This window comes from Psychroflexus aurantiacus, from assembly GCF_010820555.1.
Lineage (GTDB): Bacteria > Bacteroidota > Bacteroidia > Flavobacteriales > Flavobacteriaceae > Psychroflexus > Psychroflexus aurantiacus.
Map to the genome: position 1 here is coordinate 236,951 of NZ_JAAIKD010000002.1, position 21,564 is coordinate 258,514.

At 40.0% G+C, this 21,564-nt stretch carries 21 protein-coding genes; 12 read left to right on the forward strand and 9 right to left on the reverse strand.

The annotated features are described in order from the left end of the window. Positions 1-3: 3 nt before the first annotated feature. Together G3567_RS03790 and G3567_RS03795 are read left to right on the forward strand one after the other, a co-directional pair. Positions 4-1,344 carry a retropepsin-like aspartic protease gene (locus G3567_RS03790; RefSeq protein WP_235923463.1) on the forward strand — a complete coding sequence of 447 codons (1,341 nt, stop codon included), beginning with the start codon at positions 4-6 and terminating at the stop codon, positions 1,342-1,344. Between the two features lie 309 nt (positions 1,345-1,653). Next, positions 1,654-4,281, forward strand: a complete 2,628-nt coding sequence (locus G3567_RS03795; RefSeq protein ID WP_164003996.1) for a valine--tRNA ligase — start codon at positions 1,654-1,656, stop codon at positions 4,279-4,281. Positions 4,282-4,333: 52 nt separating this feature from the next. On the opposite strand, the gene G3567_RS03800 is transcribed toward G3567_RS03795, so the two are convergent. The 6 genes from G3567_RS03800 to rsfS form a co-directional block, all read right to left on the reverse strand. Then, positions 4,334-4,639 (reverse strand): acyl-CoA-binding protein, encoded by a 306-nt coding sequence (locus G3567_RS03800; protein WP_164003997.1) that lies wholly within the window; start codon positions 4,637-4,639, stop codon positions 4,334-4,336. Position 4,640: 1 nt separating this feature from the next. After that, positions 4,641-5,300, reverse strand: coding sequence for a phosphatidylserine decarboxylase family protein (locus G3567_RS03805; RefSeq protein ID WP_164003998.1), 660 nt, complete (start codon positions 5,298-5,300; stop codon positions 4,641-4,643). Then, positions 5,290-6,090, reverse strand: coding sequence for a phosphatidate cytidylyltransferase (locus G3567_RS03810; RefSeq protein ID WP_164003999.1), 801 nt, complete (start codon positions 6,088-6,090; stop codon positions 5,290-5,292). Before G3567_RS03810 ends, G3567_RS03805 begins: the two co-directional genes overlap by 11 nt. Positions 6,091-6,093: 3 nt before the next feature. Then, positions 6,094-6,699, reverse strand: a complete 606-nt coding sequence (locus G3567_RS03815; RefSeq protein ID WP_164004000.1) for an LUD domain-containing protein — start codon at positions 6,697-6,699, stop codon at positions 6,094-6,096. A gap of 113 nt (positions 6,700-6,812) precedes the next feature. Then, the gene (ftsH, locus tag G3567_RS03820) at positions 6,813-8,870 is read right to left on the reverse strand and encodes an ATP-dependent zinc metalloprotease FtsH (protein WP_164004001.1); all 2,058 of its coding nucleotides are present in this window, start codon (positions 8,868-8,870) and stop codon (positions 6,813-6,815) included. Positions 8,871-8,885: 15 nt separating this feature from the next. Continuing rightward, the gene (gene rsfS / locus G3567_RS03825; RefSeq protein WP_164004002.1) at positions 8,886-9,257 is read right to left on the reverse strand and encodes a ribosome silencing factor; all 372 of its coding nucleotides are present in this window, start codon (positions 9,255-9,257) and stop codon (positions 8,886-8,888) included. Positions 9,258-9,346: 89 nt separating this feature from the next. Between rsfS and G3567_RS03830 the strand changes: the two genes are divergently transcribed. Further along, complete coding sequence (locus tag G3567_RS03830) at positions 9,347-10,078, forward strand: biotin--[acetyl-CoA-carboxylase] ligase (protein WP_164004003.1); 732 nt, start codon at positions 9,347-9,349, stop codon at positions 10,076-10,078. 90 nt (positions 10,079-10,168) lie between these two features. After that, on the forward strand, positions 10,169-10,363 hold the full coding sequence (gene rpsU / locus G3567_RS03835; protein WP_164004004.1) for a 30S ribosomal protein S21: 195 nt from the start codon (positions 10,169-10,171) through the stop codon (positions 10,361-10,363). A 58-nt stretch (positions 10,364-10,421) separates the two neighbouring features. On the opposite strand, the gene G3567_RS03840 is transcribed toward rpsU, so the two are convergent. Next, the gene (locus G3567_RS03840) at positions 10,422-11,219 is read right to left on the reverse strand and encodes a DUF2797 domain-containing protein (RefSeq protein ID WP_164004005.1); all 798 of its coding nucleotides are present in this window, start codon (positions 11,217-11,219) and stop codon (positions 10,422-10,424) included. 70 nt (positions 11,220-11,289) lie between these two features. Between G3567_RS03840 and G3567_RS03845 the strand changes: the two genes are divergently transcribed. The 4 genes from G3567_RS03845 (at position 11,290) to G3567_RS03860 (ending at position 14,597) form a co-directional block, all read left to right on the forward strand. After that, positions 11,290-12,807, forward strand: coding sequence for a GH3 auxin-responsive promoter family protein (locus G3567_RS03845; protein WP_164004006.1), 1,518 nt, complete (start codon positions 11,290-11,292; stop codon positions 12,805-12,807). A 30-nt stretch (positions 12,808-12,837) separates the two neighbouring features. Further along, positions 12,838-13,047 carry a hypothetical protein gene (locus tag G3567_RS03850; RefSeq protein WP_164004007.1) on the forward strand — a complete coding sequence of 70 codons (210 nt, stop codon included), beginning with the start codon at positions 12,838-12,840 and terminating at the stop codon, positions 13,045-13,047. Further along, positions 13,037-13,582, forward strand: a complete 546-nt coding sequence (locus G3567_RS03855) for a Smr/MutS family protein (protein ID WP_164004008.1) — start codon at positions 13,037-13,039, stop codon at positions 13,580-13,582. The genes G3567_RS03850 and G3567_RS03855 overlap by 11 nt, the downstream gene beginning before the upstream one ends. Positions 13,583-13,664: 82 nt before the next feature. Then, positions 13,665-14,597 (forward strand): peptidylprolyl isomerase, encoded by a 933-nt coding sequence (locus tag G3567_RS03860; protein ID WP_164004009.1) that lies wholly within the window; start codon positions 13,665-13,667, stop codon positions 14,595-14,597. A gap of 61 nt (positions 14,598-14,658) precedes the next feature. Here G3567_RS03860 and G3567_RS03865 read toward each other — a convergent pair whose 3' ends face one another. Beyond that, positions 14,659-16,098: an L-serine ammonia-lyase gene (locus tag G3567_RS03865; RefSeq protein ID WP_164004010.1), complete on the reverse strand. Its 1,440-nt coding sequence runs from the start codon at positions 16,096-16,098 to the stop codon at positions 14,659-14,661. Positions 16,099-16,289: 191 nt separating this feature from the next. Between G3567_RS03865 and dnaK the strand changes: the two genes are divergently transcribed. Beyond that, entirely contained in the window at positions 16,290-18,200 is a 1,911-nt protein-coding gene (gene dnaK / locus G3567_RS03870) for a molecular chaperone DnaK (protein WP_164004011.1), read from the forward strand. 71 nt (positions 18,201-18,271) lie between these two features. Here the strand turns inward: dnaK and G3567_RS03875 are convergent, their stop codons facing one another. Continuing rightward, a complete protein-coding gene (locus G3567_RS03875; protein WP_164004012.1) occupies positions 18,272-19,501 on the reverse strand; it encodes an Nramp family divalent metal transporter in 1,230 nt (409 codons plus the stop codon). Positions 19,502-19,639: 138 nt separating this feature from the next. On the opposite strand from G3567_RS03875, the gene pyrR reads away from it, so the two are divergent. From pyrR to G3567_RS03890, 3 genes are all read left to right on the forward strand, one after another. Continuing rightward, positions 19,640-20,179, forward strand: a complete 540-nt coding sequence (pyrR, locus tag G3567_RS03880) for a bifunctional pyr operon transcriptional regulator/uracil phosphoribosyltransferase PyrR (protein ID WP_164004013.1) — start codon at positions 19,640-19,642, stop codon at positions 20,177-20,179. Between the two features lie 9 nt (positions 20,180-20,188). Further along, complete coding sequence (locus G3567_RS03885) at positions 20,189-21,139, forward strand: aspartate carbamoyltransferase catalytic subunit (RefSeq protein WP_164004014.1); 951 nt, start codon at positions 20,189-20,191, stop codon at positions 21,137-21,139. A gap of 89 nt (positions 21,140-21,228) precedes the next feature. Next, on the forward strand, positions 21,229-21,561 hold the full coding sequence (locus tag G3567_RS03890) for a ribonuclease Z (protein ID WP_164004015.1): 333 nt from the start codon (positions 21,229-21,231) through the stop codon (positions 21,559-21,561). Positions 21,562-21,564 lie beyond the last annotated feature (3 nt).

Consider the following 21,564-nt stretch of genomic DNA (forward strand, 5'->3'; position numbering starts at 1 on the left):
TATATGATGAAACCTGGATGGCTTATTTTTTTAATTCTAATGCTTTGTGGTTTTAATTCAATCTATTCTCAGAATCGGTTTGAATTTGATGCGCAGGAGAAAAGGGCTGTAACTTTAAAATTCGAATCTCTCAATAATTTGATTATCCTTCCCGCCATGCTTAACGGGGAATACATTAAATTTCTGGTGGATACCGGAGTCAATAAAACCAAGGTCTTTGCGCAACCCAAAGATTCAAGTCTTCTGGAAAATGCAGAATATATCTCCATGCGAAGTCTAGGAAGTCCGGAGCCCGTAAAAGGCTATAAAACTCTGAATAATACTATCGATTTTGGTCCGATTACAGGTAAAAACCAGGAAGTGTATTATATCACCGATCCTCGCTTTGATCTGGCAGGTAAATTAGGTATCAATGTTCAGGGCATCATGGGCTATGAATTGTTTAAAGACTTTATTATTCGGCTGAATTATGATAGTGAAAGCCTTAGGCTATATCAACGCGAAAAGTTTAACAGAAAACTGCGGCGATTTGATAAAATCGAATTTAGGCTTATCCGTAATAAACCTCATATTAAAAGCCCTATCAAATTTTTAAACGGTTCTGAAAAGGAGCTGGTGTTCCTTTTAGATACAGGATCCAGTGATGCGTTTTGGCTGTTCGAAGATGAAGATGTGCCCGTTCCCGAAAACGCTTTTACCGATTATGTAGGTTATGGACTCGAACTCGCTATAGAAGGGCAGCGAACTAAATTTCAATCTGCCCAGATTGGCAACTATGAACTGCAACAGCCAAGGGTTGCTTATATAGATTCCCTCTCTTCCCAATTATTTACTGCGGACCGTTTTAAAGATGGTATTATAGGTTCTGAGATTTTAAGAAGATTCGTCTGGTTTTTTGATTATGAGAGCCGAACTGTGTATCTAAAATCGAATCGTAATTTTGACGATACTACCAATTATGACCGCAGCGGTTTAATTTTATTGTACGTGGGTGATGAAGTCACCAGGACAAGAGTGCCTATTATGGTGAGGGTGGATGAAGAAACTAACTATAATTCCTTTAATCCGGAAAACCGTTTCGAGATTCGACTGCAAATAGCTAAGATTCTTAAAGTAGCTCAGATTCGGCCCAGGTCCCCAGCCGCAGGGACTGATATTCAAATCGGGGATCGAATTCTTAAACTTAACGGAAAAACAGTAAATAAAATGTCACTGGAAGACATCAATACGTTATTGAGTAGCGAAGAAGGCAAGCTCATAAAAATCCAGCTTGAAAGAGCGGGTAAAGTTTTGAAGAGAGAACTGTTTTTGAGTTCTCAACTCAATGACATACCAGGCAATTAGTCCTTGACTTCTCCGGTGTGTTTTTATGATTTAAATTTCTATTACGGAAGCTTGCTGAATGAAAAGAGAGCCTTAGCCTTGGACGATGTGCGTCAAATTCCAGAGGCTTATATGCAAAGCTAAAGCCCTTCTTTTTTGTTCAAAAGGAGTAAGGGGGTTGTCCTGGGAAAAAGCAGGACATCCCGTTTTTTTCGCATCCTTTAGATATGCAGAGATTCCCAAGCCTAAAATTCGCTGCATATTCTAAATCTTAATTTTTTTAGTTTAAGGACTTATCAGTAATTTCGCCATTCAAAATAATTTCTAAGCATGTCAAGCAAACTTGAATACAATTCAAAAGAATCTGAGCAAAAATGGTATTCCTATTGGGAAAAGCACGAATTCTTTCATTCTGAAGTCGATGAAAGAGAAGCCTATTCCATAGTGATTCCTCCGCCAAATGTTACAGGAGTGCTACATATGGGACATATGCTCAACAATACTATTCAGGATGTCCTTGTAAGACGAGCAAGATTGCTGGGAAAAAATGCCTGTTGGGTACCGGGGACGGATCATGCATCAATCGCCACTGAAGCCAAAGTTGTAGCTAAGCTAAAGGAAAAGGGCATTTCAAAAACAGATTTATCTCGGGAAGAATTCTTAGGCCACGCCTGGGAATGGACCCATGATTATGGTGGCCGGATATTGAACCAACTCAAGAAACTTGGCGCATCCTGTGACTGGCAGAGAACCAAATTCACCTTGGATGATGATATGTATGAGTCTGTTATACAGTCGTTCATAGATTTGCACAACAAGGGATTGATTTATCGGGGTTACCGCATGGTCAACTGGGATCCGGAAGCTCAAACCACCTTGTCTGATGAAGAAGTTATCTACGAAGAAAAACAAGGCAAACTTTATTATGTGTCTTACAGTCTGGAAGATTCGGAAGAAAAATTAACCATAGCTACGACTAGGCCGGAAACCATTTTTGGAGATTCAGCCATCTGTATAAATCCAAACGATGAGCGTTTTACGCACCTTAAAGGGAAAAAGGTTATTGTTCCCCTTGTAGGGAGAAGCATCCCGATTATTGAGGATGAATACGTGGATATGGAGTTTGGGACAGGCTGCCTGAAGGTCACCCCGGCTCATGATGAAAACGATAAAATTCTGGGCGATAAACATCAACTTGAAGTTTACGATATTTTTAATCCCGATGCGACACTTAACAGTTTCGGACTAAGCTATGCAGGCCAGGATCGTTTTGTAGCCAGAAAAAACTTTGTAAAAGATTTGGATGCGCAGGGGTTTCTGGTGAAAGTTGAAGAGTATACCAATAAAGTGGGAACTTCAGAAAGAACCAAAGCTATCATCGAGCCCAGACTCTCCGACCAGTGGTTTTTAAGGATGAAAGAGCTTGCTCAGCCAGCTATCAATGCTGTTTTAAAGAGTGAAGACATACAATTACATCCCCGGAAGTTCGAAAACACCTACAAGCACTGGATGGAAAATATTCGGGACTGGAATATATCTCGACAGTTGTGGTGGGGACATCAGATACCCGCTTTTTTCTATGGCGATGGAGAAAACGATTATGTCGTGGCCAAAACTAAGGAGGAGGCTTTAGAGACGGCAAAAGAAAAATCCGGAAAATCACTTAGCCTAAATGACCTCAGACAAGACGAAGATGTATTGGATACCTGGTTTTCTTCCTGGCTATGGCCTATGAGTGTGTTTGATGGCATTAGAAATCCGGAAAACAAAGAGTTTAACTACTACTATCCAACGAATGATTTAGTGACAGGCCCCGATATTTTATTTTTTTGGGTAGCGCGTATGATTATGGCGGGTTATGAATATACGGGACAAAAACCATTTGAAAACGTGTATCTCACGGGCTTGGTGAGAGATAAGAAAAGACAAAAAATGTCCAAATCACTGGGGAATTCTCCGGATGCCCTGGAGCTTATTGACAACTATAGTGCAGACGGCGTAAGGGTTGGACTGCTGCTGAGTAATGCTGCCGGCAATGATTTGTTGTTTGATGAATCCCTTTGTCAGCAGGGAAAAGGATTTAGTAATAAAATCTGGAATGCTTTCAAACTGGTAACCTCCTGGGAGGTAGATGCGGGTATCGAGCAACCGGAATCTTCCAAAAAAGCAATAGCATGGTATGATTCTGTTTTTCAGGATAAGCTGAGGGAACTGGAAGACCACTATAGCAAGTATAGAATTTCCGATGCTCTGATGACTGGTTATAAACTGGTTTGGGACGATTTTTGTTCCTGGTTTCTGGAAATTATAAAGCCAGCGTATCAGCAACCTATAGACCAGTCTACCTTCAACTCCGCGATTGCATTTTTTGAAGATAACTTGAAAATTCTTCACCCTTTTATGCCGTTTGTTACCGAAGAAATCTGGCATCAAATCGCTGACAGAAAGCCAGAAGAAGCCTTGACGGTTTCTTCATGGCCGGCACAGAAGCCCTATGATGCGCTTCTCATTTCAGAATTTAATTTTGCTTCAGAAGTGATTTCAGGCATAAGAAGCATAAGAAAAGAGAAAAACATAGCCTTCAAAAATCAGATCGATTTGATTGTTCTGAACAATGAATCCGTTTCAAAAGCTCTGGATGCTGTAATTCTTAAACTGGGGAATATCAAGAATCTCACGTATACAGATTCTCCTGTGGAGGGTAGTCTTACTTTTAGAGTTAAATCTAATGAATATTTTATACCGGTGGAGGGTGCCATCGATGTTGAGGCTGAAAAAGAAAAGCTTAAAGAAGAGCTGAAGTATTACGAGGGTTTTCTAAAATCGGTTGAGAAAAAACTTTCTAACGATCGATTTGTGAACAATGCACCGGAGCAGGTTGTGAATATAGAAAAGCAAAAGAAAGAAGATGCTTTGGCACAAATCCAAACGATAACCAAGAGTTTGGAAAACCTGTAAATTCGGGTTTAATATTAACTAGAACAAAGGCCGATTTCATTTTCGGCCTTTTTTATTTGAGTGAGAATTCGTCTCCCAGATGGCGTTGGGCTAGTTTGATGTACTTGATTTTGGACTCTCTTTCAGAAAACTTTTTGACCTGAAACATCGCATTGGCTTTAAAAGCATTGACGAGCTGTTCTTCATTTATGGGGTTTTGAATCACCTTAAGGTCAGATTCATTTTTAGCGTGTTTGTAGTAGGCATAAAAATAAAGAAGGACATCCTGCGGGAATTTGAGATGGGTTTCGCTCACTTTGTTGTAAGCAAGTTCAAAAAGCTGATCCAGGTCCTGTTCAGAATAACTATTCAGATCCATTTCATGATTTTTTAGAAATGATGGATTTCCCGCCCTTAACCTTATCATTTATGTTTACCGCGATGTCAGTATCAACAGGTAAAAAAAGGTCTACACGGGATCCGAATTTTATAAACCCTGAATCTTCGCCTTGTACAGCCATATCGCCCTCCTCGGCATAGTTTACAATGCGTTTTGCCACTGCTCCTGCAATCTGTCGGTAAAGAATATCACCAAAGTTTTTGGTCTCTATGACCACAGTCGTTCTTTCGTTTTCTTCGCTGGACTTGGGATGCCAGGCCACCAGAAATTTTCCCGGATGGTATTTGCTGTATGAAATTTTTCCTCCGATAGGATAGCGTGTGACATGGACGTTGACCGGGGACATGAAAATGGATACCTGCAGCCGTTCTCCTTTAAAATATTCCAGTTCTGTGACCTTTTCTATGGCAACAACTTTACCGTCTACAGGAGCTAAAATCTGATTTTCATTTTTATTAACCCTGACTTTAGGGTTTCTGAAAAACTGGGCTATAAGAATGAATATGACAAAGCTGACAATGAAAATGATTGTGATAATCAGTTGATTTTCTTTGCCAAGAAATGAATTTGCTAAAAGGTTGATGAGGATTAAACCAAGTAAACTCCAAATAAGGATTTTATAGCCTTCTTTATGAAACATAATCTAAAAATAAAATAAATATAAAAACAAAGGTACTGGAAAAAAGCATACTATCCATTCTGTCGAATATACCACCGTGTCCGGGCATGATTTTACCGCTGTCCTTCACGTCTGCTTTTCTTTTGAATTTGGATTGCACCAGGTCTCCAAGTGTGCCAAATACACTCACGATGACAGCGAGTATAATCCAGGCCCACCAGGACAGTATATCGATGTAAAGGAATATCACGTAGCTTATAATAACTGAAGCTATCGCGCCACCAAAAAAACCTTCGATTGTTTTTTTCGGTGAAATCCTTTCAAATAATTTGTTCTTTCCGAAATTTTTACCCACCAGGTAAGCAAACGAATCGTTGGTCCATATCAAAACAAAAGTTCCAATAAGCACGTATTCGTAATTTTCCTTATACACGGGAATCATGGTTAAAAAAATGATGGAGGGCACGATATAAAATAAGGTCAGTAGATGCTTTTTTCCGTCAAATATCGGGATGTCGTGATGCGTATATAAATCTTTCAATAAAAATAGTTTAACCACCAAAGTCATCGCCATATAAGTGATAAGGAGAGGAAGATAAACCTCTGTAAAATTGAAGTAGTAAAGCAGTACCACCAGGGATACGTAGGAAATAATATTCCTGAAACTAAGCAGAGTCTGAAACTCCTTTAAGCAAATAAAACCTACGATAGTAAAAAAGAGAAGTAAGAGATAATGACTCAAAAAAGCAGTAGAAACTATGATAATAATATATAAAGCACCAGTGATACTCCTTTTAAGAATTTCGGACATTTTTTATAAATCTTCTAAGAGAAGCAAATATAAATTTTTTGGGGTACTTCCATAGCTCATAAAATCAGAATCTTTGTTTTCATCGAAAGTTTTGATGGTCGTGATATTAGTAGGAAGATTTCTGTCATGATTTTTATTTATTCTTTGTAAACCTTCCCCTATAGTTTTGATGAGCTGACTGGTTTTGGCAATGATGATAAAGTTTAAAGGCAAATCCACCAGTTTTTTATCACCCATCTGACTGGAACTTACCAAAATGGCACCTGTATTGGATATTAAAAACTCGCAGTCTGAAAGAAAGAAACAGGCTTCTAGATTTTTGTTGAAGGTAAGTTGTGTATGTTCAAAATCTTCAGATATAGACGGCTTGCTACAGTAAACCTCGCAGTTGGTCCAGTTATTCTCTTTTAAAATTTCAGAGAAATTGAGCCTTAATTCATTTACGTTTTCACAGTATAAAAACTTTCCTCCGTTTTTTTTGAAATTAAGCATAAATTCCTCATCGACGGGTTTTTCAGGCCTTGGCATGAACTTGCCTATCTCATTGCCGTATTCGTCGGTCACTTCTTTTACCGGTTCAATGCCCAAAAGGCGTTTTAAGAAGTTCATAAATATTGCTTAAATTTCATCCAAATATACATATATTTAAATATAAAAAAAATCTGAGATTGATTTAATCAAAATCAGATTTTTTTTAATTTTATTTAAATTAAATTAATCCTTTAGGAATCACTTTCTACTTTATCGTCTTTTTTAGTATCCTCTTCGGTTTCTTTAGTTTCTTCAGTGGGAGCTTTTTCTTCACTGTTTTCTGCTACCTTTTTTTTGTAGGTATTTATCATTTCTGGTTTTTTGAAGGGACGCTCTCCAAAAATCTCTATTAAATTGTCTTTGAAAATGACTTCTTTTTCCAGAAGCAACTCAGCTAATTTGGTCAACTGGTCTTTGTGTTTTTCCAGAATTTCGATAGCTCTTGAATATTGCTCCTCTATAAGTTTTGAAATTTCTTCATCGATTAATTCGGAGGTTTTATCACTGTAAGGCTTTGTGAAATTATAATCAGATTGTCCGGAGGAATCGTAATAGGTTAGATTTCCTATTTTGTCATTCAGACCATAAATGGTTACCATAGCTTTTGCCTGTTTGGTCACTTTTTCCAAATCACTTAAAGCTCCAGTTGAGATTTTATTGAAAATCACTTTTTCTGCTGCACGGCCACCCATGGTAGCACACATTTCATCCAAAATCTGTTCGGATCTTACAATTTGTCTTTCTTCCGGTAAGTACCAGGCTGCACCAAGAGACTGTCCGCGAGGAACAATAGTTACTTTTACAAGTGGAGCGGCATATTCCAGCATCCAGCTCACTGTAGCATGACCTGCTTCGTGAAAAGCAATGGTCTTTTTCTCCTCTACAGTCATAATCTTGTTTTTCTTTTCCAGACCGCCTACAATTCTATCTACAGCATCAAGAAAGTCCTGTTTACCTACAGCTGTACTATTGTTTCGGGCAGCGATCAGTGCTGCTTCGTTACAAAGATTGGCAATATCTGCTCCGGAAAAACCAGGCGTTTGTTTCGCTAAAAACTCTGTATCCAATTCGTCAGCTACTTTCTTTAAAGGTTTTAAATGAACCTCAAAAATTTCCTCACGTTCTCTTACATCGGGTAGGTCAACATAAATCTGTCTGTCAAATCGGCCGGCTCTCATCAAGGCCTTGTCAAGAACGTCCGCACGGTTGGTTGCTGCAATAACAATGACATTTGTGTTGGTTCCAAAACCATCCATCTCGGTTAAAAGCTGGTTTAGCGTGTTTTCACGTTCGTCATTAGAACCGGACATATTGCCTTTTCCACGAGACCTTCCAATGGCATCGATTTCATCTATAAATATGATCGAAGGGGATTTGTCTTTGGCTTGTTTGAATAAATCCCTTACCCTGGAAGCACCAACACCAACAAACATTTCTACAAAATCTGATCCCGATAAGGAGAAAAAAGGAACGCCAGCTTCTCCAGCAACAGCTTTTGCAAGCAGGGTTTTACCCGTTCCGGGAGGTCCTACCAGCAAAGCGCCTTTCGGTATTTTACCACCCAGATTGGTATATTTATCCGGATGTTTTAAGAAATCTACAATTTCCTGTACTTCATCCTTGGCCCCTTCAAGGCCGGCAACATCCTTAAATGAGGTTTTAATATCTTTCTTTTCATCAAATAATTTGGCCTTCGATTTTCCTATATTGAAGAGTTGACCCCCGGGTCCACCACCACCGCCTTTGCTCATGCGTTTCATGATGAATATCCAGATTCCTACTATCAATATAATGGGGAGAAGACCAATCAATATCTCACTGAAATAATTAGACCGCGTATCGTAATATACACTGGTGTCTAAGTTTTGTTCTTCCTTTATCTTTTCGATTTTGTTCTCAAAATTCTGTAAATCTCCAAATTCGAAGGTATAATCCGGACCTCCGGAAGAGGCGAAGACCTGGTCGTCGGTACTGCCTTTGTGCTGAGGCTTGCTTTTAGCTTCAGACGTCAGGAATACTTCAGCAACCCTGGAGTTTTTAATGATGTTAATCTTTTCAACATCACCGCTTCTCAAAAACTGCTCAAATTGTGCAATACTTGTTTGCTTAGGTTCACTAAAACCACTTCCGCCAAAAAATTGAACCCCAAAGAAAATAAGGATAATACCAATGTAAATCCAGTATGAATTAAACTTTGGTTTTTTGGGTTCTTTATTTACGTTTTTTTTCTGTGTTGCTTTATTCGCCATTCTTTACTTCTTAATTTAATAATTAGACTCAATAGACGTTATTTTGGCGTCTCCCCATAAGCTTTCAATATCGTAGTATTCACGTATTTGTTTTTGAAAAATATGGACGACAACGTCTACGTAATCCATGAGCACCCATTCCGAATTTTCAAGTCCTTCCACATGCCATGGCTTGTCCTGCAGGGCTTTGCTAACTACTTTTCTTACAGAACTTTCAATTGCATCTACCTGGGTGTTTGAATTTCCAGAGCATACTATGAAGTAATCGCAAACCGTATTTTCTAAGTCTCTTAAGTCTATGATTTCAATTTCATTACCCTTAACGTCCTCAATTCCTTGAATTATATACGTAATCAATTGGTCTATTTGTTCTTTCTTTGTACTCATTTAAAGATTTAAATTTTAACGCAAAAATAGGTTTTTAATACCTTTTTTTGCGTCAGTTAACAAAAGATTATTCGATATCTAACATCTCTATGAAAGTAGTCAAAGTTGATGCCACAAGTTCCACCAATACTTTCCTTAAAGAGTTTGTAAAAACACATTCCAAAAAACAGATGTACTGCATCGCTGCCCATCGTCAACTGGAAGGCAGAGGTCAGCGGGGTACAGCCTGGGAAAGCGAGGCTGGTAAAAACCTCACCTTTAGCGTATACCTGCCGGGTCTGGAATCCATTCATAAAGAAACTTTTAAACTGAGTGCTCTCATAGCTCTGGCGCTTAAAAAGGTATTAACCGGGTATGACATACCTAAACTCAGTATCAAATGGCCTAACGACATCCTGTCACGTCAGTTCAAAATAGGAGGGATTCTTATCGAAAATATGATCAGTCAAAATCAGGAAGGTGCCAGCATTGTAGGTGTCGGTTTAAATGTAAATCAGGAGGCGTTTTCAAATTTGCCCAAAGCCTCTTCCATGAAGATACTAAGCGGCAGGTCTTTTCCTCTTGAGGAACTCTTAACGGACATTCTGGCTGAGTTTGAACTGATTCCAGATCGTTTTAACCGCATGCCTTACAGGGAGGTGATTTCAGCCTATCACGAGGCTTTATTCAAATACAATGCGGTGAGTATTTTTCAGTTTCCAGACGGAAGTCTGGCTCAGGGACTCTTGAGAGGTGTAGATAAGTACGGGAGATTAATCGTTGAATTTGAGGAAGACAGGCTGAAATCTTTCGATATAAAAGAAATTCAAATTAAATATTGAAAAAAATGATTTTGATGATATATTTATAATTGAAATATCTATATTTGCAATTCGAAAATTTTAAGTCAACTGTAAATAATTAATCATTATATGTTAGTAGTTAAAGTAAAAGATGGTGAAAAAATTGAAAGAGCTCTTAAGCGTCTGAAACGCAAGTTTAGAGATACTAAAGTTCTTCAAACACTTCGTGATAAAAAACAATTCACGAAAAAATCTGTTTTAAAGAGACAAAATCTTAAGAAAGCTCAGTACATCCAGTCTTTGAGAGAGAAGGAAAATATGTAGTCGCTTTTTTAGTTCAAAATACAAACCCTGTGATATTCGTATCACAGGGTATTTTTGTTTAAGTTAACACCTCGAAGTCTACAACATAACCTTCACTGTTTCTTACGTTGAACACCACATCGTTTTCGAAAATCAGGTATTGTCCTTTAATGCCTTTTAATCTCCCTTTGAAATTATTACTCTTTTCCAGGTTGAGACTCTTCAATTTTTTAGGATACTGAATTACTGGAAAATTGATATTCAGTTCTTTGCTGGAATCGAGATAATAGGCTTTGGCTTCGTCGGGAATAAAGTCTTTGAGTTTTTCGCGTTCTTCTACCAGGTTCTTGTCTTCAATTTCATTTTTAAGCATGGTGCGCCAGTTGGTTTTATCGCTTATGTGTTTTTTCAAGGCCACTTCAGTAATTCCTGCGAGGTAGCGATTCGGGGTTTCTAAAATGGCAATGGCTTCATGAGCCCCCTGGTCTATCCAGCGGGTTGGAATCTGACTCTTGCGGGTGACCCCCACCTTTACGTTGCTGGAATTGGCCAGATAAACCACATGCGGCTGCAGCTGAACCTTTTTTTCGTAGGCCAAATCCCGGTCTTCTTCATCCAAATGCGCTTTGCTCAATTCCGGATGCATGATCCAGTCTCCCGCATTTGGTATTTCCTGAAAGCAGTCGTAACAAAATCCCTGTCTGAAAATCTTTTTGTTTCTGCCACAGTTTAGACACTGGTATCCTACAAAATAAATCGCTATCTCTCTATCTAAAAGTTGGTTAACATGCACCACATCATCATTGAATTCCAGAAAATAATCCACTTCTTCATTATTATCCGTTTTCATTTTTCTTAAGACTCCTCTATATTGCATTTTTTATTAAGTTTGATGAATTCTTTAAAACTGTTAAAAGAAGAATTCAGTATTAAAATATAGCCTGTATATGCCAATACCCATCGTAAATTCTATTGCTTCCTGGATTTTAAAGAAGCGTATTCATCATATGGAGTTGTTTAAAAAACATCCCTATGAAGTTCAAAATGAATTGTTGCTGGACTTGGTTTATAAAGCCCAAAATACGGAATTTGGCAAAACCTACGGCTTTCACGAGATAAAAAGTTACGAGGCATTTAAAGATAAGCTTCCCGTACAAACTTACGAAGACCTGGAAGCTACTTTTGAAAGGTGCAGGCAAGGAGAAGCCAATATTATCTGGCCAACCCCCATCACCATGTTTGCAAAATCCAGTGGTACCACCGGAGCCAAGAGTAAATTTATTCCGGTGAGTCAGGAATCTCTGGAAGACTGCCATTATGCAGCCAGCAAAGATTTGCTCTGTATCTATCTCAATAATAATCCGGACTCCAAATTATTCACAGGTAAAAGTTTAAGGCTTGGAGGAAGCAAAGAGATCTATCAGGATAAGGGAACTTCGTATGGCGATCTTTCTGCCCTGCTCATTTATAATATGCCCTTTTGGGCCAGCTATAGCAGTACGCCCGGAAATTCCATTTCACTGATGAGCGACTGGGAGACCAAGATGCAGGCGATTGTAGACGAAACCATCAAAGAACGAGTCACCAGCCTGGCAGGAGTACCTTCATGGATGCTGGTACTGCTTAATGATGTTCTTAAAACCACGGGTAAATCCTCTATAGATGAAGTCTGGCCGGATTTGGAAGTTTATTTTCACGGCGGGGTAAGTTTTGAGCCTTACAAAAACCAGTACGAAAACCTCATTCCCAGTTCCAACATGAAGTATTATGAAATTTATAATGCGTCTGAAGGGTTTTTTGCTGCCCAAGACAGCAACGATTCCAAAGATTTATTGCTGATGCTGGATTATGGGATATTTTTTGAATTTATACCGATGTCCACCTATGGAACGCCTAATGAAAAAGTCATCAGTTTAAGCGAGGTTGAGATTGATAAAAATTATGCTATTGTGATTACGACCAATTCTGGCTTGTGGCGTTATAAGATAGGAGATACGATACGATTTACCTCCTTAAGTCCCCACAGGATCAGAGTGACCGGAAGGACAAAGCACCACATCAATGCCTTTGGTGAAGAACTCATCATTGAAAATGCCGAAGCCGCCATCAATAAAACAGCCAGCGAACTCCAGTGTGAAGTTATGGAATATACCGCTGCTCCTGTTTTTATGAGCGGGAACAAGAAAGGGGCGCATGAATGGATTCTGGAATTTAAAACGCCCCCGAAAAGCCTTTCTGAATTTCAAATTCGCCTGGATCAGAATCTCCAGGAAATCAACAGTGACTATGAAGCCAAGCGGTACAACAATATGACCCTGGATTTGCTTAAAATTCATCAGGCCAAACCCATGCTGTTTCAGCAATGGCTCAAACAGCATAACAAGCTGGGTGGACAGCACAAAATTCCCCGCCTCTCAAATCATCGGGAACACCTGGAAGAATTGTTGGCTCTAAACAGAAATTGAGCCTATCTTTGCTGTTGAAAAATTTATTCAATGATCGATACCAAGAAACAAGCCCTGTTTACAGCATTAATTATTATAGGCGCTATCCTCATAATTTATGACCTCACCGGTGATAATGAAAATGTTTATTTAAAGATAGGGGGGTTGCTCTTACTCATGATAGGACTCTATAATTCTACAAAGCAATGGGCAAAAGATAACCCAAAAGACGACCAAGATTCTTCTGAAGATGAAAAGTAAAAGCTTCCAAATAGGCGATAAAGTTGAACTTCTGGATGATGATGTCTCAGGAGTCGTTACCAACGTTGAAACAGATGAAGTCACCTTTGAGACTTCTGATGGTTTTGAAATGAAAATGCCTTTTGCTTTAGTAGTTAAGACTGAAGGTAGATTGGAAATTGACTTGGAAGATGATATTTTTATTCAAAAGCTGAAATCTGATTTAAACCCTAAACGCAAGGGACCATCACAAAAACCACAACGTCAACAGCCTGCGATGGAAGTGGATCTTCATATTCATAATATTGTGGACAAAACCGCACAGCTTTCCAATTTTGAAATGCTTAATATTCAGCTGGAACACAGCCGGAAAAAAATTGAATTTGCCATCGAAAAACGAATCAAGCGCATCGTCTTCATTCATGGTGTAGGGCAGGGGGTACTGAAAGAGGAATTGCACACGCTTTTTAGACGTTACGAGCAGATTGAATTTTACGATGCAGATTATCAAAAATACGGTCTCGGAGCGACTGAAATCTATATCTACGATCAGTAATCCAGAGTTTTTTCAGATTTTAAACCGAATTTGAGCCGGTCTAAAATAGATTTAATCTTAAATTCGCAAAAAAAATATAATCATGGAAAACGGACTATACGCACATTTTAATACGGAAAGAGGGAAGATCACAGTTCAACTTGCTTTTGATAAAACCCCTGGAACAGTCGGGAACTTTGTAGGCCTTGCAGAAGGTAAGATTGAAAACACAGCCAAAGCCCTGGGAACTCCGTATTACGATGGCACAAAATTTCACAGAGTTATAGAAAACTTCATGATCCAAGGTGGAGATCCCAAGGGTAATGGAACTGGTGGACCAGGTTATCAGTTCGATGATGAGATTCACCCAGAATTAAAACATGATCGGTCTGGAGTCTTATCTATGGCCAATGCAGGTGCCGGCACCAATGGGAGTCAGTTTTTTATTACCCACGAGCCAACTTCCTGGCTTGATGGGAAACACACTGTTTTTGGATACGTCGTGGAAGGTCAGGACGTGGTTGACAGTATTGAAGTGAATGACACCTTAACTTCAGTAGAAATAGAACGTGTGGGTGAAGACGCTAAAGCCTTTGATGCCGTAGAGCGTTTTGAAAAGTTCAAGTCATCAAAAGCTGAAAGAGAAGCTGAACTGAAAGCTGAAGCGGCAAAAAAGCTTGATGAAATTTCAAAAGGCTTTAAAGAAACCGAAAGTGGCCTGCGTTACCAAATCATCAATGAGGGCTCTGGTCCAAAACCTAAAAAGGGTCAGAATGTGAGTGTTCATTACAAAGGAAGTTTAGTTGATGGAAGCGTGTTCGATTCGTCTTACAAAAGAAAACAGCCTATCGAATTTCCCGTGGGCGCCGGACATGTGATTGAAGGCTGGGACGAAGGACTTATGTTATTGAATCAGGGCACAAAGGCTCAGTTTGTGATTCCTCCACATTTGGCATATGGAGACAGAGAAGTGGGCGGAGTGATACCGACCAATTCCATTTTAATTTTCGACCTCGAACTGGTTGACATTAAATAACAAAATACTTTAAAAAAAAAACACCCCTTATTTTCTGTTAGAACCTAAGGGGTGTTTTTGTTTAGCAATCACTCATATTCACTTTGATGGCCAGTCCGCCTTCAGAAGTCTCCTTGTATTTGGAAGTCATGTCCTGAGCGGTATCCCACATGGTAGCGATGACTTTGTCCAGAGGAACTTTGGCTTTGGAGGCATCAGATTCCATAGCGATTTCAGCAGCATTTATGGCTTTGATGGCTCCCATCGCGTTGCGTTCTATACAAGGAATCTGAACCAGCCCTGCTATGGGATCGCAGGTCATTCCCAGGTGATGTTCCATCGCGATTTCACTGGCCATAAGCACCTGCTCCGGGGTGCCGCCCATGACTTCGGTAAGCGCGCCGGCAGCCATTGCCGAGGAAACGCCGATTTCTGCCTGGCAACCGCCCATAGCCGCAGAGATGGTGGCGCCCTTTTTGAATAAGCTTCCGATTTCACCGGCGACCAGCATAAACTGCTTCAGGTGCTCAAAAGTGGCGTTATGATTTTCGATGACCATATAATACATCATCACTGCCGGTAAAGTTCCGGAGCTCCCATTGGTTGGAGCGGTGACAACCCGACCTAGCGAGGCATTGACTTCATTGACGGAAATGGCAAAACAGCTCACCCATTGTAAGATCTGTCTGAATTTGACTTCTTTGGTTCGGATGGTCTCCAGCCAGCCCTGAGGTGTATCATAGGTTTCAAATCTGTGCTCAAGCAAATTTTTATTCATTTTGGCCGCTCTTCTGCTCACATTCAGTCCGCCGGGAAGTGTACCTTCGGTGTGACAGCCGATGTACATCGACTCCAGCATGACTTCCCAGATTTTTTCTAAACCCGAATGGATTTCAAGTTCATTTCTGAGCGATTTTTCATTTTCGAGAACAATTTCAGAAATGATTTTTTGTTCTTTTTTACAGTGTTCTATTAAATCCTGTGCAGAATTGATTTGATAGGGGAAGCTTTTGAGTTCTTCTTGTTTCTGCTTAGCATTTTCGCGATCTTCTTTCACGACAAAACCTCCGCCGATGGAATAAAATGTAGATTCTACAGACTCCCCGTTTTCCAAGATTCCAATGTAGGTGATTCCGTTGGGATGAAATTCCTTGAACTCCTTTTTGAAAACGATATCCGTATTGAAATCAAAATCGATAAAACGGGAATTATCGAGATTTAATCGGCCCTCATTTTTCACGCGGTCAACTTCAACATCGATCTGAGTAATGTCCATACTTACGGGATCGTGACCACAAAGACCCAAAATGGCAGCAATATCTGTGGCGTGCCCTTTACCTGTTAAAGACAAAGAGCCGTAGAGGTGTATTTCAATGGATTTGACTTGATCCAAAAGCTTATCTTCCTTCAATTCTTCAATCCAGCGTTGCGATGCGCGCCATGGACCAAGGGTATGAGAACTTGAGGGTCCAATGCCAATCTTCATCATATCGAAAACACTAATGCATTCAATTTTCTTCATTCGTTTTAAGCTTTGTTTATGAATTTACAAATATTCAAGTTTTTTTCGAGATTAAATTCATAATCTTTCAAAATGATAGACTTTGTCTGAAAAAATAATAAAGGGTGACACTCTGTCATATCGGTTTTGATGGCATAAAGATTGACTTTTATGAATCAAAATTAATTATTAAGAACACAAAAAAAACAATTATGGGTAAGATTATAGGTATAGATTTAGGTACAACCAACTCGTGTGTCTCTGTTATGGAGGGAAATGAGCCTACGGTTATTCCTAATGCCGAAGGAAAAAGAACAACACCATCTGTTATAGCTTTTGTAGAAGGCGGTGAAATAAAAGTTGGTGACCCTGCAAAACGTCAGGCCGTAACCAATCCGGAAAAAACTATTTCCTCTATCAAAAGATTTATGGGGAATAAATATTCCGAATCCACAAAAGAAGTAGACAGAGTTCCCTACAAAGTGGTAAAAGGTGAAAACGATACAGCTCGCGTCGATATTGACGGAAGAATGTACACGCCACAGGAACTTTCTGCTATGATTCTTCAAAAAATGAAGAAGACTGCTGAAGATTATTTAGGTCAGGAAGTCACTGAAGCTGTAATTACAGTTCCAGCATACTTCAACGATTCTCAAAGACAGGCCACGAAAGAAGCCGGTGAAATCGCTGGTTTGAAAGTGAGTAGAATTATAAACGAACCTACTGCAGCTGCTTTAGCTTATGGTTTGGATAAAAAAGAAGTAGACCAAAAAATTGCAGTATTTGACTTTGGTGGTGGTACTCATGACGTTTCTATCCTTGAACTGGGTGACGGTGTATTTGAAGTATTAGCAACCGATGGGGATACACACCTTGGAGGTGATGACGTGGATGAGGTGATTATCGACTGGTTAGCTGAGGAATTCATCAAAGATGAAGACATCGATCTTAGAAAAGATGCCATGGCACTTCAGAGATTGAAAGAAGCCGCTGAAAAAGCCAAAATTGAATTGTCCTCTTCAAGCTCAACTGAAATTAACCTGCCTTACGTCACTGCAACTCAAAGCGGTCCTAAACACCTGGTAAGAACCTTGTCAAGATCAAAATTTGAGCAGTTAATTTCTGATTTGGTTAAAAGAACAATCACTCCATGTGAAAAAGCTTTAAAAGCTGCAGGATTAAAAACAAGTGATATCGATGAAGTTATCCTGGTAGGTGGTTCAACACGTATTCCAGCGGTACAGAAAGCTGTGGAAGATTTCTTCGGAAAAAAACCAAGTAAAGGTGTCAACCCGGATGAGGTTGTTGCTATTGGAGCAGGAATCCAGGGAGGTGTATTGACTGGAGATGTAAAAGATGTATTGTTACTTGATGTAACGCCATTGTCTCTGGGTATTGAAACTATGGGAGGTGTCATGACCAAACTTATAGAATCCAACACTACCATACCTTCCAAAAAGTCTCAGGTGTTCTCAACAGCACAGGACAACCAGCCAAGTGTAGAGATTCACGTGTTACAAGGTGAGCGCCCTATGGCCACTGACAACAAGACGATCGGAAGATTCCACCTGGATGGTATTCCGCCAGCAAAACGCGGAGTTCCGCAAATTGAAGTAACCTTTGATATTGATGCCAACGGTATCATCAAAGTAAGTGCGACAGATAAAGCAACCGGGAAATCTCAGGATATCAGAATTGAAGCTTCTTCAGGATTGACTGAAGAGGAAATCAAGAAAATGAAGCAGGAAGCTGAAGCCAATGCTGAAGCAGATAAAAAGACCAAGGAAAAAGTAGATAAGCTGAATGAAGCTGATGCTATGATTTTCCAGACTGAGAGTCAACTGAAAGAATTCGGAGACAAGATTTCTGAGGACAAGAAGAAGCCTCTTGAAGATGCTTTAGAAGAATTAAAAGCAGCTTACGAAACGAAAGAGCTTGAGAAAATCACTCCAGCCTTAGACAAACTGAATGAAACCTGGAAAACGGTTTCTGAAGAAATGTACAAGGCACAAGCTGAATCTCAGCAGGGTGGTGGTGAGCAACCAGGACCTGATGCCGGCGAATCCAAAGGAAACGACGACGACAGCGATGTCGAAGACGTAGACTTCGAAGAAGTCAAGTAGGCTGCGCTGAGCAAAGTCGAAATACAGACTTCGAATATCTATCTAAAACCGCCCGGAAATGGGCGGTTTTTTTATGCGATAAATTCATAGATAAGATAGCCCAGGCCAAAGCAAATCAGAAAATACAGGCAGATTTTAGAAAAGACCAGGTAGCTCGGAGTCATGCTAATCGGATTTTCTTTCCGGGTCATCAATTTCAAATTGAACCAGGCCAGCACGGGAGAAGCCAGAAATGATAATCCTGCGGCAAAATCCACCAATACCGTAAATGTGCTTTTTAAGGCATAAAGAATCCCAAGAGCAGCCAGTGGGATAAGAATGATAAACAGATGATAGATATATGTTTCTCGTCGGCTCTGCGCTTTATTCTGAAAGAGCTTGGACATTACTCTAGGGAAGGCATCCGTGACCGTTAAAGTCGTGCTGAACATGGTCACAAAAGCGATAAACGCAATTAATACCCTGCTCCATTCGCCCAAAGTTTGCGTGTACATTTCGATCAACTGTGCGGAAAATGCAACACTGCCGGAAGCCAGCGGGATATCGCTGCTATTCATTAGAAAAAGACCCATCAGGAAGAATAAAATACCCAGTAAAGCGGCCGATACATAGCCTAAGTTGAAATCGAAACCGGTTTCTCTGGGACTAGGCTGCTGCTGGGTTTGTTTGGTCTTTTCCTGAATCCAGATGGAATGCCATACCGACGCATCGATAGGAATGGGCATCCAGCTCATTAAAGCGATGACAAAGCCAATACCGCTAAGTGTCCATACCCCGGGGGATTTATTGAAACTAATCGCCGAAAAATCAACTTCAAATGCAGCAATTACCACAGAAAACAGGGTGGAAAGAGTTAAGAGGCTGACGATAACTTTCATCAACACATCCAGTTTTTTATATTTTCCAATACGCAAAATCAGAATACAGAAACCCAGTAAAAAGAGACTCCAGGTAAAATTGGACCAGCCAAATCCAAATAAATACTCGGCTAAACCTGCAGTAACAATCGTCACCGCTGCCTGAATGATAAACATCGTGGACATGGTAATCACCGCAAAAGCGATAAGATACCAGCGTCCAAGTGTTCTGTATCCATCGATTAGATTTTTCCCAGTGGCCGATGCATACCTGGATCCAAACTCCATAAATGGATATTTGCTAAGGCAGGCTATCAAAATGGCAAAGATCAGGACTACGCCATAATCAGCTCCAGCGCGGGTAGCCTGGACCAGATGTGAAACGCCAATGGCCGCACCAGCTAATAAAAACCCGGGTCCGATGTGCTTTAATAAACCTTTCAAATGCTAAGATTTCAGGTGACAATCTTATCACTTTTTTTTAAATAGCTAACAATTTCCGAAGTAAAATCATAAAGTGAAACTCCGCTTTAACATTACAGCTATTTTTAATTACTTTTGTAAAACAAACGAATTTCAACAATGAGCCAAAAATTGCTTCTTAATGCCAAAGAAATCAATATCATTCTTCAGCGCTTAGCTTGTCAACTTGTTGAAAACCACAAAGATTTCGAGAACTCTGCACTTATCGGCATTCAGCCTAGAGGCAGCTTTCTGGCCAGTCGGCTTCATGATATTTTGAAAACGGATTATGGATTAACTCTGTTGTCTTACGGCAAGCTCGATATTACCTTTTATCGCGATGACTTCAGACGTGGGGACAAAGTTTTGAAAGCCAACGAAACCGATATCGATTTTATCGTAGAAAACAAACAGGTGATTTTAATCGATGATGTGCTGTTTACAGGAAGAAGCATACGCTCTGCTTTAACCGCTTTACAGTCTTTTGGGAGACCTTCCAAAATTGAATTACTGACCTTGATCGACCGGCGTTTTAGCAGGCATTTACCTATCCAGCCCGATTACAATGGAAGAAAAGTGGATGCTATTAATAACGAGCATGTGAAGGTCTGCTGGAAAGAAAACGATGGGGAAGACGCTATATACGTATTGAAAAACTGATTTTTAACCATGAAAGAACTTAGTGTTTCAAATTTATTAGGAATCAAATACCTGACTTCAGAAGACCTTCATCTTATCTTTGAAACTGCAGATCAGTTTAAGGAAGTCATCAACAGGCCTATAAAAAAAGTCCCAAGTTTAAGAGACATTACCATTGCCAATCTTTTTTTTGAAAACAGTACAAGAACCCGGCTGTCCTTCGAATTAGCTGAAAAGCGGCTGAGTGCAGATGTCATCAATTTTTCAGCCTCCTCTTCTTCGGTTACGAAAGGAGAAACCCTCATCGATACGGTCAGCAACATACTTGCGATGAAGGTGGATATGGTGGTGATGCGTCATCCCAATCCGGGAGCCGGAGTCTTTCTTTCCAGGCACGTAAACGCGAGTATTGTAAATGCCGGAGATGGCGCTCATGAGCATCCCACCCAGGCTTTACTCGACGTGTTTTCGATTCGGGAAAAGTACGGCGATGTTGCCGGGAAGAAGATCGTTATTGTTGGGGATATCATGCACTCCCGAGTAGCCTTAAGCAATATTTTTGCCCTTAAAAAACTAGGCGCGGAGGTTAAAGTTTGCGGACCAAACTCCCTGATGCCCAAACACATTGAAAGTCTGGGTGTAAAAGTGGAGCACAATCTCGTCAAAGCTTTAGAATGGTGCGATATTGCCAATATGCTGCGTGTTCAAAATGAACGTATGGAGCATTCATATTTTCCCAGTACCAGAGAATATGTGCAGCAATATGGAATCAATAAAAGTTTATTGGATACCTTGAGTAAACCCATCACCATCATGCACCCGGGTCCAATCAACAGGGGAGTAGAGATTACCAGCGATGTGGCAGATTCAGAACATTCCATTATTTTAAATCAGGTGGAAAATGGGGTCGCCATTCGTATGGCCGTCATCTACTTACTGGCTTCAAAAATCAAAAATTATGACAGGAGTCCTGCCGATTAAATTTATAGCAAGGGGCCTGTTCAATAGCCAGTGACATTAACCTGCTGACAAAGCCAGGTCTGACTTTACAAAAAAATAAATTTCGACTGATGAAAACTGAACAAAAAGACAATTATATAATTCTTAGGGATGAAAAGGAGGATGTAAACGATTTTGCAGACTTTTTGACTCGAATTCATGATAAATTCAAAGACCAAAACCTGGTTATCGATATTCAGAAATACGGAAACCTCACATTGGAAGAGCTTTTACAGTTTTTAAAACTTTCTATTATTCATAGAAAAGGTAAAAGATCCTTTGTCCTGGTGAACGATACCATCAATATAGATGCAGTGCCTGAAGAGATTCATGTGGTTCCAACACTGCAGGAGGCAGAGGATCTCATCGGTCTGGAAGAAATAGAAAGAGATTTGGGGTTTTGATAT